16 protein-coding genes are annotated in these 14598 nt (G+C 60.5%); 4 read left to right on the top strand and 12 right to left on the bottom strand.

Annotation, left to right across the window (positions count from 1 at the left end):
- Positions 1-57 precede the first annotated feature (57 nt).
- Positions 58-720, top strand: a complete 663-nt coding sequence (locus tag V1292_RS11955; RefSeq protein WP_334372722.1) for a response regulator transcription factor — start codon at positions 58-60, stop codon at positions 718-720.
- Here the strand turns inward: V1292_RS11955 and V1292_RS11960 are convergent.
- The 6 genes from V1292_RS11960 to V1292_RS11985 form a co-directional block, all read right to left on the bottom strand.
- On the bottom strand, positions 715-2835 hold the full coding sequence (locus V1292_RS11960) for an MASE1 domain-containing protein (protein WP_334372724.1): 2121 nt from the start codon (positions 2833-2835) through the stop codon (positions 715-717). The two genes, V1292_RS11955 and V1292_RS11960, sit on opposite strands and share 6 nt — an antisense overlap.
- Before the next feature lie 157 nt (positions 2836-2992).
- Complete coding sequence (locus tag V1292_RS11965) at positions 2993-3484, bottom strand: hypothetical protein (RefSeq protein ID WP_334372725.1); 492 nt, start codon at positions 3482-3484, stop codon at positions 2993-2995.
- Between the two features lie 557 nt (positions 3485-4041).
- Positions 4042-4338, bottom strand: a complete 297-nt coding sequence (locus V1292_RS11970) for a hypothetical protein (RefSeq protein ID WP_334372727.1) — start codon at positions 4336-4338, stop codon at positions 4042-4044.
- A 211-nt stretch (positions 4339-4549) separates the two neighbouring features.
- Positions 4550-5185, bottom strand: coding sequence for a cation diffusion facilitator family transporter (locus tag V1292_RS11975; RefSeq protein ID WP_334372729.1), 636 nt, complete (start codon positions 5183-5185; stop codon positions 4550-4552).
- Positions 5186-5272: 87 nt separating this feature from the next.
- Positions 5273-5707: a hypothetical protein gene (locus V1292_RS11980; RefSeq protein ID WP_334372730.1), complete on the bottom strand. Its 435-nt coding sequence runs from the start codon at positions 5705-5707 to the stop codon at positions 5273-5275.
- 165 nt (positions 5708-5872) lie between these two features.
- On the bottom strand, positions 5873-6319 hold the full coding sequence (locus tag V1292_RS11985; RefSeq protein ID WP_334372732.1) for a hypothetical protein: 447 nt from the start codon (positions 6317-6319) through the stop codon (positions 5873-5875).
- A gap of 364 nt (positions 6320-6683) precedes the next feature.
- Here V1292_RS11985 and V1292_RS11990 point away from each other — a divergent pair, with 364 nt between their 5' ends.
- From V1292_RS11990 to V1292_RS12000, 3 genes are read left to right on the top strand one after another with little or no spacing between them, the layout of a single operon-like run.
- Positions 6684-6953, top strand: a complete 270-nt coding sequence (locus tag V1292_RS11990) for a hypothetical protein (protein ID WP_334372734.1) — start codon at positions 6684-6686, stop codon at positions 6951-6953.
- Complete coding sequence (locus tag V1292_RS11995) at positions 6946-7242, top strand: hypothetical protein (protein WP_334372735.1); 297 nt, start codon at positions 6946-6948, stop codon at positions 7240-7242. Before V1292_RS11990 ends, V1292_RS11995 begins: the two co-directional genes overlap by 8 nt.
- Positions 7243-7286: 44 nt before the next feature.
- A complete protein-coding gene (locus V1292_RS12000) occupies positions 7287-7595 on the top strand; it encodes a DUF1488 domain-containing protein (protein WP_334372737.1) in 309 nt (102 codons plus the stop codon).
- A gap of 712 nt (positions 7596-8307) precedes the next feature.
- Here the strand turns inward: V1292_RS12000 and V1292_RS12005 are convergent.
- The 6 genes from V1292_RS12005 to V1292_RS12030 all read right to left on the bottom strand — a co-directional run bounded on the left by V1292_RS12005 (position 8308) and on the right by V1292_RS12030 (position 14471).
- Entirely contained in the window at positions 8308-9102 is a 795-nt protein-coding gene (locus V1292_RS12005) for an inositol monophosphatase family protein (RefSeq protein WP_334372739.1), read from the bottom strand.
- A gap of 40 nt (positions 9103-9142) precedes the next feature.
- Entirely contained in the window at positions 9143-10294 is a 1152-nt protein-coding gene (locus tag V1292_RS12010; protein ID WP_334372740.1) for a tetratricopeptide repeat protein, read from the bottom strand.
- A gap of 9 nt (positions 10295-10303) precedes the next feature.
- Positions 10304-11014: a thiamine phosphate synthase gene (locus tag V1292_RS12015; protein ID WP_334372741.1), complete on the bottom strand. Its 711-nt coding sequence runs from the start codon at positions 11012-11014 to the stop codon at positions 10304-10306.
- Between the two features lie 2 nt (positions 11015-11016).
- Positions 11017-12042, bottom strand: a complete 1026-nt coding sequence (locus V1292_RS12020; protein WP_334372743.1) for a class I fructose-bisphosphate aldolase — start codon at positions 12040-12042, stop codon at positions 11017-11019.
- 114 nt (positions 12043-12156) lie between these two features.
- Positions 12157-13224, bottom strand: coding sequence for a class II fructose-bisphosphate aldolase (fba, locus tag V1292_RS12025; RefSeq protein ID WP_334372745.1), 1068 nt, complete (start codon positions 13222-13224; stop codon positions 12157-12159).
- A gap of 50 nt (positions 13225-13274) precedes the next feature.
- Positions 13275-14471, bottom strand: coding sequence for a phosphoglycerate kinase (locus tag V1292_RS12030; protein ID WP_334372747.1), 1197 nt, complete (start codon positions 14469-14471; stop codon positions 13275-13277).
- Positions 14472-14598: the final 127 nt, after the last annotated feature.

The raw sequence follows: 14598 nt of genomic DNA on the forward strand, positions 1-14598 counted from the left end.
GGTGTATGATTTTCTTTTATTTGGATCTCCGTGCAATGGGATGACGGAGAGCTTTTCATGAAAGTTCTCATTGTCGACGACCATGCATTGATTCGCGAGGCGTTGCACGCTGTCCTGAAACAACTGAAGCAAGAAGCCGTCATATTTGAAGCTTCGAACAGCCGTCAGGCAATGCACATAGTCGAGGAACATCCCGACATCAGCCTCATTTTACTTGATATCAATTTGCCTGATCGAGATGGCTTCTCTGTCCTCCGCGAACTGCGAGACCGCTATCCGACCATTGCTATCATCATTCTTTCGTCCTCGGATGATCAAGACACAGTCAAGCGCGCTTTCAAACTTGGCGCTCTGGGTTTCATCCCGAAAACTACCAAACGAGAGGTCATGCTCAACGCCATTAAGTTAGTGTTCTCCGGCGGTATTTACATTCCCTCGGAAATTCTGGAGGAAGCAACGTCTCCGCGGCCTACAAATAAGCTAGCGACGCGCGACACTCTTAAGGGTCTCGGATTGACCGATCGGCAGATTGAAGTGCTTGCGCTCCTGATGAAGGGAAAAAGCAACAAGGTCATTGCCAAGACCCTCAATATGGCAGTGCCGACAGTGAAGAACCACATCACGGTCGTTCTCAAGGCGCTCGGCGTAACGAGCCGCACCGAGGCAGTAATAAAAGTAGGAAAAATGGGCTGGGAATCGTCGCCGAAATCTGAATCATAAAGCCGGCCCGGTATCTCTCCTATCGTCATGATCCATAAAGAGCTCTTGCATGACAGCGCGGAGCCGCATTGGGTCGACAGGCTTGTGCAGTAAAATGTATCCTCTATCCTTAGCGTCACGTAATGGTTCAGGTGCCGTATCGCCGCTGATGAGAATAGCTGGGATTGATGAACCAAACGCCGCATTGATTTGTTCAATGGCTCGGATCCCCGTCTTTCCGCTCGCAAGATGATAGTCCGAGATTATAAGATCGGGGCGTTGTTGGCGCTCGGCAAGTTGGATAAGTGCCGCTTCGTCGGATCCGGCGGTAAGGACGGAGTATCCCCATTTGCCAAGCAATCCGCCCGTTCCCTCCTGCACAATTGGGGCATCGGCAATAACAAGAATTACCCTGCCTTCGACCGCAAAGGCTACGGGGTGAGGTGAGTCGATGGGCTCGGTGGACGTGACGCATTCATCGGCCATCGGCACCAGGATTGCGAATCGCGAACCTCGGCCCACAGTCGAAGCTAAGTCGATTTGATGGTTGAGAAGTAGGCGAAGCCTGTCGACAATAGCCAGGCCGAGCCCCAGGCCGCCGTGCCGGTACCGTTCTGGGGCAGCAAGTTGAAAAAACTCGCCAAAGATATTCTGCTTCTGATCCTCAGGAATGCCGGGACCGCTATCCCATACTTCGATACGCAACATTTCACCGCGCCGACGACAGCCGACAATGATCCCGCCGCGCAATGTATAACGCACAGCATTGGATACCAAGTTGAGGAGTATGCGTTCGAGCAGCATGGCGTCGCTCCTCACCCAGGAGTCACTTCGCCTAACGCGTAGACGCAAGCCCTTTGCTAGCGTTGCCTGATCAAACGTCGTCTCAATTTTTTGCAACAGGCGCGCGATCGGGAATTCAGTCAGTTTGGGTGTAAGGATCCCAGCATCGAGTCTGGACATATCCAGGAGCGAATTGAACATTTCATCCATTTCTTTGCGCGTTGCATCGACCAGCTCGATCGTCCTTGTCCTTTCCCCCGATCTGAGCGGCGTGCGCAGCTGTGCAATAAACAAGCCTAGTGCATGTAATGGCTGCCGCAAATCATGGCTTGCCATGGCAAGAAAGCGCGATTTTGCTGCATTTGCGAGCTCAAGCTCTTGCGTACGCTCTGCGACCTTCCGTTCTAGTTCGATCTGCGCGCGGCGCAGACGTTTCTCCCCCTTCTTGCGCACCTCGACGTCGGCGCTCAACAGCAAGCTTGGAACGGTAATACTGATCAAGAACATCAACACCAGCAGGAATGAAGCGTTGAGATCCGCGGTCGTGAAGGGGCCGCCGCCCGTGAGTGTCCCCCAAATCGTGATTCCGGAAAGCACCAGCGCAACCGTTGCGGTGTCACGTGGACCGCGGCGCAGCGCCGCCCACAACATTGGCAGGATCGCAAGAAAACCCAGCGGATCTCGGCTCGGCGTTTGCTCGATCAGGGGACTGAAAGCAATGAGTCCAACGGCCGCCGCTGTTGCGAGGACGCCGACCGTCTCCAAAAATTGATTGCGGTTGAAGGCATGGTAATGGCTTGATGCCCAAAGCACGATAACGGGAGCGATGACCAGCGCGCCGGTCACATCTCCCAGCCACCATGTGACCCAGGCGTTCGCGAAATTCGTCCATTCGATGTACCCGGCAGTTGCCAGGCTGGTCAGTCCAATGCTGGCGCTGATCGGCGTCGCGATCACGAAGCAAATCAGAGCAAACTTCGCGACAGAATTTGGCGTCGAAAACGTATTACATCCGCTCGACCATCGAGTGATCAGGTAAGCGCCAACAACCGCTTCAAGAGAATTACCAGTCGCAATCGCAATTGCGGTGGCAACCGAGCCGGCGGTCGTCGCATTGGCGATCACCGCCGCCGTGAAAATTGCGGGCCAAGTCCGATATCCCCATAACAGCACCGCCGCCAGCGCGACACCCGTCGGTGGCCAAATTGGCGTTGCACTGGGATGAATAGAGGCGAGAGCAAGGCCGCCTTTTGCCAGGGCGAAATAGATCACTCCAATTGCGACCAGGCCGCCGGCATAGCTAATGCCTCGGCGGAAATTTACCTCTGGCGTAAGTGATCGTTGATCGGACATCGTCGACGCCTAGACTAGGCAGTTGGATCGTCCACTATGACTGACCTTTTGATCTCCTTGATAAAGATCAATGATCGCTACTTTCCCGTTTACCAAGCGGTGGATCGACACCCCTACATCCGACCGGTGCGACAATGCAAAACTCGGCAAGATGCGCTCAGATCGAATTGATCACCGCAGTCTGCTGACGGACGAAGAAAAAGGCCGGATTCTGATTCCGGACATGGTCTGTGTGGGACATAAAAGCCCTATGTCTCGTTGGGGTCGCGACCGCCTTCCTGTTCCAGTTGAAGTCCAGCTTCACATCAGCACCCCGCTTGCCCAAGCCGGTGTGGCTTGCAACAAAGTCCCTGACGTGTTCGGGTACTGGTACGCCATCGATATCGCAGCAGGCTTGAATATCTTCGGCTACTTGGTTGGAAACATCCTCGATCCAGTGGTCAAGTGTGTTGAAGGCCATGACGCGAACCGGGGCGTTGAATTGGCCGGTTAGGAGATCGGAGATGGTCGTTTCGAGGTCGTCCCGCTCGATCTGTTTTTCAGGCCAATCACTGCGTGACGCTCCGAAACTATCGAACACAAGGTAGACGGTCTGATCAGCGCCGTAAGGCACTACCGTCGGCAAGCAATTTGGCATAGGTATCGCCACGTTGCTCTCCTTCGATGCAAGTTACTTTAACGTCTGCCATGCTACTTCTAGTCGGAAGCCGACAATCTGGATGCACTGTTGCGCAAAGTTTGTACGGCATTTGATGGCTGCCTTTCATCGCCATGCAGCCCGGGCATGATTGCCGAGTCGCACGCCCGGCGCCATTCTTATGAATCCGAGGTTCGGCGCGAGGGCAAGAAAGAGGTTACGCATTTTTTTCTCTCCCACGTTGAAGTGCCCCACTTGACGGTGGGACCAAACGTGCGGGGTCGATGTGAACCGGCTCACATCGGCGGATGCAAATTTTTGAGATCGACCGCACAGATGTGTAAGGAAGCCTGTCAAGTCCGAGTTGGGACATCTTCGACGCCTCGCCCGGACGCTGATGACTTCAGCTCTTCACCAACAGGCGACATCGCGCGTGCACTCCTCTAGACAGTCTTCTAGCGTTCACGCGCAACGGTCAAGTGAACACGACTTTTCTTGTTGGCGAACGCTACGGCCGCCTCTCGACGCCATGCTTGTGCACGTAGCGGATGAGTAGTCTTTCCGAACAATTACGCATCAGATTCTATATTCACCAAAACCTCCCCGGCGATGATTTCGGGGTCTCCAAGATTAAGTTCAAACAGGCTTGCCTGAACAAACTCCAGTACCTTATCGTTCGCCGCATTGGCGCTTTCGCGGTCCTCGAATATCATCACAGCGACTCCGACGCCTTCGCCCCCATCCAGTACATAATAAGATCTGAATCCGTGCGATTCCTTTAGGATCTGACCGATGCCGCTTTTGGCGCGGCGAGCGGCATCCGCAACCGAACGAACCTTGGTGTACTTTCGAATGAATATGTACATCGGGCCACCGTACGTCTCAGTTCCAGCCCCACGCATCAAAGCATATCGGGCAGGCCGCTGCTGGACTAGGGCCTACTTCCGGGATGGGTCATTAGCGCCGGTTTAGCCGTGTGCCGATCACTTCCGGTCTACCCCGATAAGCGGACAATTTTCAGAACCGGTCGGCAGGTCGCAAAGGGCCAGGAGCGGTCATCGCTCAGTTTGAAAATCACTAACTTTCGGCGGCACGCGATTCAGCGTGATCCGGATGACCGCAAACGATCTTTTCGGGCCAGATCAGTTCCTCGTGAGATTCGAATACCTCACGGCCCGTAGTCACAATTATCCAGACGGCGATGGCGCCTGCGATAAGAGAATCAAAAAAGGAATAGCTTGTGAGGAGCAGGAGCACCCCTGCCACCACCGGTGCAAGCGACACCCACACGTCACCCATGTTGTGAATGCATGCGAGCCGGATGGCGGCATTGTTACGGCTCGGTTCCAACAGTAGCCGGGCGACGCCCCAATTCGCGGCAGCGGCAGCAAGTCCGACAATAATGGGGACGAACCCGTGCACGGGCACGGGATTCCACATACGCTCGACCGCCTGCCACAACAACAACCCGCTTACTGCGATCAGGCCAACTGAATTGAAGAGATTGGCGCTCCTCAGCAGCTTTTGGGACGGCCCTCGGGCGACGATGAATGCCAGGTAAAGGCAGACAAGTGCCAGTTCATCAGACAGGTTATGGACGCTGTCCATGATGAGGCTCAGGCTCGAAGCCTGATAGCCCGCGATCGCTTCAACGACGAAAATGCCGGTGTTGAGTCCAACCGCAGCAGCTATGGGTTTTCGGTAGTGGGCCATGGAAGTTACCTTCCACTCCAGTTGGTGATGTACGCAATACTATAACATCACATCTCAACATCAATCTGGGATGGCTGGCGTCCGCAACTATTCCATTAATTGGCGGTTGAGTGGGGGTATCGATTGGAGATTGAGTCGCAGGGAGTATCGACGATGGCCGAATGCACCGAGAACCACCACGACAATCACCCCCACAAGCATGGGCCGGGCTGCGGGCACACCGCGATTCGCCACGACGGCCATGTGGATTACCTTCATGATGGCCATCTCCATCACATGCACGAGGATCACGTGGATGAGCATGCGATCGCGATCAACACCACAAATCCCGTGCAGTGCACGCCGGAAGTCCGTTGCTCGCACAAACACGGTCCAAATTGCGGACACGAAGCGGTGCCGCACGGCGATCATGTCGACTATCTCGTAGACGGCCGGCTGCACCATCCGCACGGCGATCATTGCGATGATCATGGGCCCGTGCAGCTCGCTTGAGAGCCGGTCACGACGCTGGTCGAGCCGCATAAGCAGCTCATTTCAGAGTTGGGTCAGAGTCGGACGAAGCCGCGTTTGAGTTCGCTTTGCCTAGGTCAACGGAGATCGCCGCGCAGTGGTGTGAGGTCCGAGTTGGGCCAACAGGTGATATTCGCGAAAATGAAAGAGGCCGCCAACAGAGGCGGCCTCAAACCATCAACACCGGTATGGCGGTGGTTGGTGACCCGGCGGAATTCCAGGATACCAAGTTCTGCACGAGCCCGGTGGCGGCAGGTGGCCGCGCGGGATTCGTTCCGCACGATGATAGCCACGCCCGCGCCGTGGTCCTTCATCCTGCCAGTTGTAAGCGCCGCGCTCGCGCCACTTTCCGCTTTCGTCCTTACCCGGATCGGCAAGCGCCGGACCTGCGAGCGCCAGAAGCGCAAAAATACCTAGTGCGTATTTCATGTCCCGTCTCCAATCGTGCGTTCGATAACACTGAGGCGTCGGGAATGTTCGGCAACAAATGCAGATCCTCACCTCGATGTAGCCTTCTTGCACGAACTGCCTGGCGTTCTTCAGCGCGGCCGCAGCCGTGACGCGGCCGAGATTTTCCCGGGCCCCTTCATGGTTGCCACTGACCAGGTATTTCAGTTTCGGCATGGAGGACTGCCACCGCGATCACGACGATCGCAAGCAGCAGGGGGACGATGACGGGCGGCAGGATCCACTCGGCCAGGCGAAATTCCGCAAGGGAATGCTCCTGCGCTTTGCGGCGGGAGCGCGACCCTCAATCACCGGTGGATGCCGTGGGAAATGCGGTGATGGCCGGCCTACGCTGTTTTTCCAGCAGCAACAGCGAGCGCCAAAACGCTTCGCACCGGCTGCGGCAAGAGCGCACAGGAAGCGACAAGGAACCGCCTCCATTCGCCGCGCGGCAAGAAAGCGATGGCTATTGCGGTGGAGGGAGCGCATGCTGCTCTGCGGGCGGCGCCGGCGTCGGCACTTTTGCGAAAGGCAGGCGCGCATGACCATCCGTTCCCGACGTGAAGTCGTCACCTTCAAACATCCGTTCCGGATCAGGGGCATCGATCGCCTGTTGCCCGCCGGCGCCTACGAGGTCGTCACCGATGAGGAGACGATCGAGGGCCTTTCGTTCGCGGCGTTCCGCCGCGTCGCCACCATAATCGAGGTGCCGGCGGAAGGCTCGCGCGGATTGGCGATGGAGGTGGCCTCGATCGGCCCGGTCGATTTGTCGGACACCCAGCGCATCGACGCGAGCACATCCGATGACTGACGAACCACTCGACCTCGACAGCCACCGCGGCATGGCGGCGCAGAAAGCGACCGACATCCGCCGCGCGCTGGCGGAAGTCGAGACCCATGCGCGGGAGCTGCGCGAACGGCGCGCCGAGATCGAAGATCACCTGCTGGCGTTTCCCGCCGAATCGTGGCCGGAGGCGGCCGCCAAGGCGCGCTACGTCCTGAAGCTGTATGCCGCAGGACTGGCGCCGGAAGACACGAGGCATCGCGACCTCGTCGCGGCCATCCTCAAGGACTTTGCCCGGCTCACTGAGCAGGGTTGAGGCAAAAAAGGGCTGCCTCGCGGCGCCGCGTAAGGAGTAGTTACATGACGCTCACGCACGGACGCTTCATCAGTTACGAGTACGACAGGATGGTGGTGCTGTTCTCAATGCTCGACGGCAACAGGGAGATCCCTTGCGCGGTCTCGACCTCCGCCATGGATGAACTGGATGGTGTGGTGCGCATGGCAGCGGGCCAGCGTGAGGGGCAGTTCATGCGGTTGCGCGAGCGCATCGAGGCGTGCGCAGCCGACAAATATCGGGCGACGGAGTTCGAGGGCACGCCGCCCGGAATTGTCCTGCGCAGCATCGATTTCCACAGCCGACGCGAAAATTTTCCAAGAGCGTCGGACTAGCCATAGGGTGGCTCAAGCCCCATATTACTAGTATCACCGATCGTAAAAAGGCTTCAGTGACTGAGAGACCGTACCGTGCTCCCGCCGCCCAACAGGAGGGAGTCCATGAAGTCGATCATCTATCCATTGCATTTTCAGCGAAGGTTCGAGCGCCGCTGGGCTTCTAGAATGGTCAGCGAGCTGCCCCGCTCTCCATCACGAGGGACCAATACCTGCAGCTGCGAACAACTTGTCACTGCCCCGGTCAGTTCAACCTATTTGCCCACGGGCGTTGTCAACGAATGGCGGTGTTCCGCTTGCGGCAACAACTGGGAGACGATTGCTGATCCCGGCGCGGGCTCAACGAAGCCAGCTCAATGAGCCATTGGCCTGCCTCGTGCTCGGCAGAGGCGGCGCGGCGGTGACCGAAGCCGCCCCATAAAGGCGGCTCTGACACAACGGCGAAAGAGCGCAGCGATTCGCACGGCTCGACCTGAAGCAAACGGCTCGACCTGAAGCAAGGAGGCTCTTGTGAAAGGCAATATCAACAGCAAGGGTAGTCACGTCGGTGTTATAGTGGGTCGAGAAATTTTCGACCGTCGCCGGCTACTGTGCATGGGGTTGTTTTCAATATTTTGGCTGGGAGCGCCGAGGCTCCTCGTCCTTCCGCCGTCTGTGGAAGACTGCATCGCCGATCCCGGATGATGACGGCGTGCGGCTTGGAACCGTCGCTCTACTTGTCGAGCGGCCCCAATATCTTCACCAATTCGCCGTGCACGAACTCGTTGCCGCAGACCACGTGCCCGGTCTTCAGCGCATCGTCATTGCCGCCGATATCAGAGATCGTGCCACCGGCCTCGCGCACCATGATCTGCCCCGCTGCGATATCCCACGGCGACAGGTTGCGTTCCCAGTAGCCGTCGAGGCGGCCGGCGGCGACAAAGGCGAGGTCGAGCGAGGCGGCGCCGAAGCGGCGGAAGCCGGCGACCTTGTTTTGCAGCGCGGCCATTTCCTTCAGCGCCAGCGCATGATCGCCACGGCCGATATGCGGCAGGCCGCAAGCGACCACGCATTCGTTGAGCTGGCGGCGGCCGGCGACGCGCAGCCGCTGGTCGTTGAGGAACGCGCCCTTGCCGCGCTCCGCGATGTACAATTCGTCATTGGCGGGATTGTAGATCACGCCGGCGATGATGGTGTCTTCGCGCCGCAGGCCGATCGAGATCGCGAATTGCGGAATGCCGTGCAGGAAGTTGGTGGTGCCGTCGAGCGGATCGACGATCCAGGTGTGGGTCTTGTCGGCGCCCTCGCGCGTGCCGCCTTCCTCGCCGATGAAGCCGTAGCCGGGACGTGCCTTGGCAAGGTCCTCGTACAGCATTTCCTCGGCGCGCTTGTCGGCCTTGGTGACGAAGTTCGCCGGCCCCTTCAGCGACACCTGCAGATGCTCGATCTCGCCGAGGTCGCGCTTGAGGCTGCGGCCAGCGCGGCGCGCGGCTTTCACCATGACGTTGATAAGGGCTGAATACAGCATGATGCGAGCGCTTATAGTGAGAGGGAACGGCGCAATGCCGTCAGGGTTTAGGGACTGGGTGCCCTGCTGATATGCCGCCGTCAAGGCGTGATTTGTCGGCGGTACCGGTCCATTTCCGCGCCGCCGCCTCTACCTTGGCGCGATCCTCGGGATTGAGCTCCGAGAGCCTCTCATCCAGTTCGGGATCGCCCTTGCCGGCGGTCTTGGCGACAAGGTGCCACTTCAGGCCTTCGATCTTGTCCATCTGCACCCCCAAGCCGCTCACGAGCACGCGGGCGAGGCGGTTCTGCGCGATCGGCGAGTTCTGCCGCGCTGCCTTCCGCAACAGCGCGACCGCCGCAACCTGGTTCCTCGGCGTGCCGGTGCCGTTGAACAGCGCGATCGCGTACTCGACCTCGGCATCGACATTGTCGGCCAGCGATGCCGCCTGCAACAGCCGCACCGCCTTGTCGATGTCCTTCGGTACGCCGGTGCCTTCCTTGTAGAAGGTAGCTAACGCGTATTGTGCTTCCGGACTGCCTGCGTCGGCTGCGACGCGCAGCAGTTCGGCAGCGCGCCGGACATCCTGCGGCAGCGTGTTGCCGTCAAGGTAGAGCAGCGCCAGATTGTAGGCCGCCTTCGGGTTGCCGAGCTTGGCCGAGGAGGCCAAAAGCTTGACGGCCTGTTCCCGATTGGTCGGCCCGCCGCGGCCGGACAGCCGCATCATGGCGAGCGCGAACATGCCCTCGCGGTCGCCGGCATCGGCCGCACGCTGGTACCAATCGGCGGCCTTCGCATAGTCGCGCTTGATGCCGAGCCCGTTGGCGTAGAGCTCGCCCAGCATCGTCATCGCCTTTGGGTCGCCGTTATATTGCGCGCGCGTCGTCGCGAGATCGAACGCCGTCTTGTACATGCCGCGCTGATAGGCGCCGTAGACGAGATCGACGTTGGGATCCTCGAAGGCCGCCGTCGGCGAGGGCGAGGGCGCGGGCGAGGGCGTCGCCGCCGGTTTGGGCGCTGGCGCCGGCTTCGGTGGCGCAGCGGGCTGCTTCGCTGCGGGCGGCGCTTTTGGCTTGGGCGGCGCTTCCTTTTTCGCCGGCGGCGGACTGGCAGGCGGTTGTGCAGCGGGCGGCGTCAGCGAGACCTGCGCGGAGGCGCCGGCCATCATCATCAAGAGGCCCGCAAGCAGCGATATGGGACGCAGGAGTTTCATTGTCCGGCGCTATCCGTGCCCGGCCTTATCCGTGCCGGACTTATCGGTACCAGCTTTGGCTTTTCCGAACGCGGCTTCGTACGCTTGCGCGATTGCCTGCGCGGCGTCGATCAGTGCCGCCTTGGCGCCGCGCGGGTCGGCCCAGATGAAATCGCCGACCAGCACGAAATCGGCGCCGGCAGCCGCAAATTCGCAAAGCTCCTCGCGCGAGGCGGCAAAACCGACGCAGGGCGGCTCGAACAGTTCATCCCACCATTGCAGGCGTTCGGCAATCGCTTCAGTCGATGGCCGCTGGCCCTTGGCATCGGGCTCGCCGAACAGCACGTAGTCGGCGCCCGCTTCGCCCGCGGCCATCGAATCGTGCCGCGTGGCAAGGCCGCCGATGCCGGCGATGCGGTCCGGCTTCAGCGACGGCCAGGCATCTTCCAGCGCGGCGAGGCCGGTCAGATGCGCGCCGTCGGCGCCGGCACGCGCCACCAGCTCGACATGGCCGTCGAGCAACAGCGCCGCGCCGCTATTCTGGATCGCGGGCGCAAGTGCTTTCACGCGCGCGATCATCGTGCGCTGGTCGGTCTGCTTCAGCCGCAGCAGCACCGCCGCGACGTCGGCCGCAGCCAACAGCTCCGGAAGCTGGTTTGCGAGCTGCGATGGATCGTCCACCTCGGGCGTCGCGAGATAGAGGCGCGGCGCCGGGCGCGGCGGAACGGGTTTGTTGGACAAATCTAGGCGACCTTCTTTTCCTGGCCCGTGTCCCACTCGCCCTTGCTCGCCAGCGCGTTCATCCGCGCACGGTGTGTGAACGCGCGCTGGCCTGCGGCGACGTTCTCGGCCTTACCCGACCACGCCTTCTGCGGCGCCGCCTGCAGCGCCCGGCCATAGGAGAAGGTCAGCCGCCAGGGCAGGCCGCCGATCCGGTTCATGGCATTCAGATGCGCGGTCGCTTCCTCATCTGATTGTCCGCCGGAGAGGAAGGCGATGCCGGGCACGGCCGCGGGAACGCACGCCTTCAGGAGACGGACGGTTTTCTCCGCAACTTCCTCGACGGAAGCCTGCTTTCCGCACTTCTTGCCTGAAATGGCCATGTTGGGCTTCAGCACCATGCCCTCGAGCTCGACACGCTGGACCCGCAATTCCTGGAATGTCTTGTTCAGTACACGCTGGGTCACGTCGTAGCAGCGCTCGATATCGTGATCGCCGTCCATCAGCACTTCCGGTTCGACGATCGGCACGATCTGCGCCGCCTGGCACAGCGCGGCGTAGCGCGCCAGCGCATGCGCGTTGACGTGGATCGCCGTCTGTGTGGGGATGCCGCTGCCGATATCGATCACTGCACGCCACTTGGCGAAGCGCGCGCCGCGCTCGTAATATTTTTTCAGGCGCTCGGCGAGCTTGTCGAGGCCGACGGTCACCAGTTCGCCCGGGCATTGCGGCAGCGCTTGCGTTCCCTCATCGACCTTGATGCCGGGGATGGCGCCGGACTGCTCGATCAGCTTGACCAGCGGCGTGCCGTCCTTGGCGTTCTGCCAGATGGTTTCGTCGTAGAGGATGACGCCCGAGACGTACTTGCTCATCGCCTCGGTGGAGCGGAACAGCATTTCACGGTAGTCGCGGCGATTCTCCTCCGTGGATTCGACCTTGATGGCGTCAAAACGCTTCTTGATCGTGCCCGAGGATTCGTCGGCGGCGAGAATGCCCTTGCCTGGGGTGACCATGGCGAGGGCAACCTTGTTGAGGTCAGCAAGATTCATGGGAACGTTCTCCGAAAACATCATGCCCTTGCGCACCAAAATAGGCGGTTCTCGGGCAATTGCCTAGAAAACGTTCGTCGCACCCTGGGTGTTTGCAAGGCGCGGGGCGCCGGCTCAGGCGACCCGCGGGTCCAGCTCACCCTTGCCGTACCGCTTGGCCATTTCCGCCGTCGTCAGCACTTTCTTGATCTTGCTGGCCTGCCCTGCGGTATTGAATTCCTGCAGCCGCTGCTTGCACAGCTTGGCCATCGCTTCCATCGCGGGCTTGAGGTATTTGCGCGGGTCGAACTCTTCCGGATTGTCCTTGAAGACTTTGCGGATCTGCCCGGTCATCGCCATGCGGTTGTCGGTATCGATGTTGATCTTGCGCACGCCGTTCTTGATGCCGCGCTGAATCTCGGACACCGGCACACCCCAGGTCGGCTTCATCTTGCCGCCATTGGCATTGATGATTTCCTGCAGGTCCTGCGGCACCGAGGACGAGCCGTGCATCACCAGATGCGTGTTCGGCAGCTTGCGATGGATTTCCTCGATCACGTTCATGGCGAGGATGTCGCCATCCGGCTTGCGGGTGAACTTGTAGGCGCCGTGCGAGGTGCCCATCGCGATCGCCAGCGCGTCGACCTTGGTCTCCTTGACGAACTTCACGGCTTCGTCGGGGTTGGTGAGCAACTGGTCGTGCGACAGCTTGCCTTCGGCGCCGTGGCCGTCTTCCTTGTCGCCCATGCCGGTCTCCAGCGAGCCGAGCACGCCGAGCTCGCCTTCCACCGAGATGCCGCCGAGATGGGCCATGTCCGTGACCGTCCTGGTCACGCCGACATTGTAGTCCCAGTCGCCGGGGGTCTTGCCGTCGGCCTTGAGCGAGCCGTCCATCATGACCGAGGTGAAGCCGGCCTGGATCGCGGTCATGCAGGTCGCGGGCTCGTTACCGTGGTCGAGATGCACGCAGACCGGGATCTGCGGATAGATTTCGGTGACGGCGTCCATCATGTGCCTGAGCATCACGTCGTTGGCATAGGAGCGCGCGCCGCGCGAGGCCTGGATGATGACGGGCGCGTCGACCGCGGAGGCGGCCTCCATGATGGCGAGCGCCTGCTCCATATTGTTGATGTTGAACGCCGGCACCCCGTAATCGTGCTCTGCCGCATGATCGAGCAATTGGCGCAAGGTAATGCGAGCCATTCAAATTCTCCTGTATTTGCCGCGCCTTCGGCGCTTCATTAAGTCGTGGTCTAACGCAGTTTGAGAACTTCGACGCCGGGAAGCGGTTTGCCTTCCATCCATTCGAGAAACGCGCCGCCGGCGGTTGATACGTAGGAAAAATCGTCGGCCACGCCGGCCTGGTTCAGCGCCGCGACCGTGTCGCCGCCGCCGGCGACAGAGGTCAGCTTCTTCGCCTTGGTACGCTCCGCTGCGTGCTTGGCCGCAACGACCGTGCCGCGGTCGAATGGCGTCATCTCGAACGCGCCGAGCGGGCCGTTCCAGACCAGCGTCGCGGCGTCGTCGATCGCGGCGTGAATCCGCGCGATCGATTGCGGCCCGACGTCGAGGATCATGCCATCGGTGGGAATGGCGTCGAGGCCATAGGCGTGCGAGGGCGAGTTGGCGGCGAAGTGATAGGCGACCACGGCATCGACGGGGAGGATGATGGCGCAGTTCGCAGCGGTGGCCTTTTCCAGGATACGCAGCGCGGTCGCGGCGAGGTCCTTCTCCGCCAGCGACTTGCCGACGCCGACGCCCTGCGCGTGCAGGAAGGTGTTGGCCATGCCGCCGCCGATCACGAGCGCATCGACTTTCGTCACCAGGTTTTCGAGCAGATCGATCTTGGTGGATACCTTGGCGCCGCCAATGATCGCGATAACCGGCTTGGTCGGCGCTTCCAGCGCCTTGCCAAGCGCGTCGAGTTCGGCCTGCATGGTGCGGCCGGCATAGGCGGGCAGCTTGTGGCCAAGGCCTTCGGTCGTAGCGTGCGCACGGTGCGCCGCCGAAAAGGCGTCGTTGACCCAGATGTCGCCGAGCTTTGCCAGTTCGGTTACGAACGTCGGATCGTTCTTCTCTTCCTCTTTATGGAAACGGGTGTTTTCCAGGCAGAGGACATCGCCGTCCTTCATCGCGGCCACGGCCTTGGCGGCAGCCTCGCCGATGCAGTCGTCGGCAAACGCAACCGGCTTCTTGATGACGTGGCTGAGCGCCGCTGCCACGGGCTTCAGCGAATCCTTGGCGTCGCGCCCCTTCGGCCGGCCGAAATGCGCAAGCAGGATGACCTTGCCGCCCTTGTCCGCGATCTCGGCAATGGTCGGCGCGACACGCTCGAGCCTTGTCGCGTCGGTGACGCGTCCGTTCTCCATCGGCACATTGAGGTCGACGCGCAGCAGCACGCGCTTGCCCTTCACGTCGACGTCATCGAGGGTTCGGAATGTTTTCGGCATTTGCGCTCTCTTGTCCCGGGCGCACTGCGGCGCCAAGCGCCGCTGTGCAGAACCGGGACCTCTACGCTGGAGTGGGTCCCGGCTCTGCGTCGCGTCACTTCGTGCCGCGCCGCGTCCGGGACACGAG

The sequence above is a fragment of the Bradyrhizobium sp. AZCC 1719 genome, assembly GCF_036924525.1.
Lineage (GTDB): Bacteria > Pseudomonadota > Alphaproteobacteria > Rhizobiales > Xanthobacteraceae > Bradyrhizobium.

Coding starts and splice junctions, on each gene's coding strand:
- V1292_RS11975 (WP_334372729.1), bottom strand. CDS start 5,185: ATGGCCCACTACCGAAAACCCATAGCTGCTGCGGTTGGACTCAACACC.
- V1292_RS11955 (WP_334372722.1), top strand. CDS start 58: ATGAAAGTTCTCATTGTCGACGACCATGCATTGATTCGCGAGGCGTTG.
- V1292_RS11995 (WP_334372735.1), top strand. CDS start 6,946: ATGACTGACGAACCACTCGACCTCGACAGCCACCGCGGCATGGCGGCG.
- V1292_RS11990 (WP_334372734.1), top strand. CDS start 6,684: ATGACCATCCGTTCCCGACGTGAAGTCGTCACCTTCAAACATCCGTTC.
- V1292_RS12010 (WP_334372740.1), bottom strand. CDS start 10,294: ATGAAACTCCTGCGTCCCATATCGCTGCTTGCGGGCCTCTTGATGATG.
- V1292_RS11980 (WP_334372730.1), bottom strand. CDS start 5,707: ATGCGGCTCGACCAGCGTCGTGACCGGCTCTCAAGCGAGCTGCACGGG.
- V1292_RS12000 (WP_334372737.1), top strand. CDS start 7,287: ATGACGCTCACGCACGGACGCTTCATCAGTTACGAGTACGACAGGATG.
- V1292_RS11985 (WP_334372732.1), bottom strand. CDS start 6,319: ATGCCGAAACTGAAATACCTGGTCAGTGGCAACCATGAAGGGGCCCGG.
- V1292_RS11960 (WP_334372724.1), bottom strand. CDS start 2,835: ATGTCCGATCAACGATCACTTACGCCAGAGGTAAATTTCCGCCGAGGC.
- fba (WP_334372745.1), bottom strand. CDS start 13,224: ATGGCTCGCATTACCTTGCGCCAATTGCTCGATCATGCGGCAGAGCAC.
- V1292_RS12020 (WP_334372743.1), bottom strand. CDS start 12,042: ATGAATCTTGCTGACCTCAACAAGGTTGCCCTCGCCATGGTCACCCCA.
- V1292_RS11970 (WP_334372727.1), bottom strand. CDS start 4,338: ATGTACATATTCATTCGAAAGTACACCAAGGTTCGTTCGGTTGCGGAT.
- V1292_RS12005 (WP_334372739.1), bottom strand. CDS start 9,102: ATGCTGTATTCAGCCCTTATCAACGTCATGGTGAAAGCCGCGCGCCGC.
- V1292_RS12030 (WP_334372747.1), bottom strand. CDS start 14,471: ATGCCGAAAACATTCCGAACCCTCGATGACGTCGACGTGAAGGGCAAG.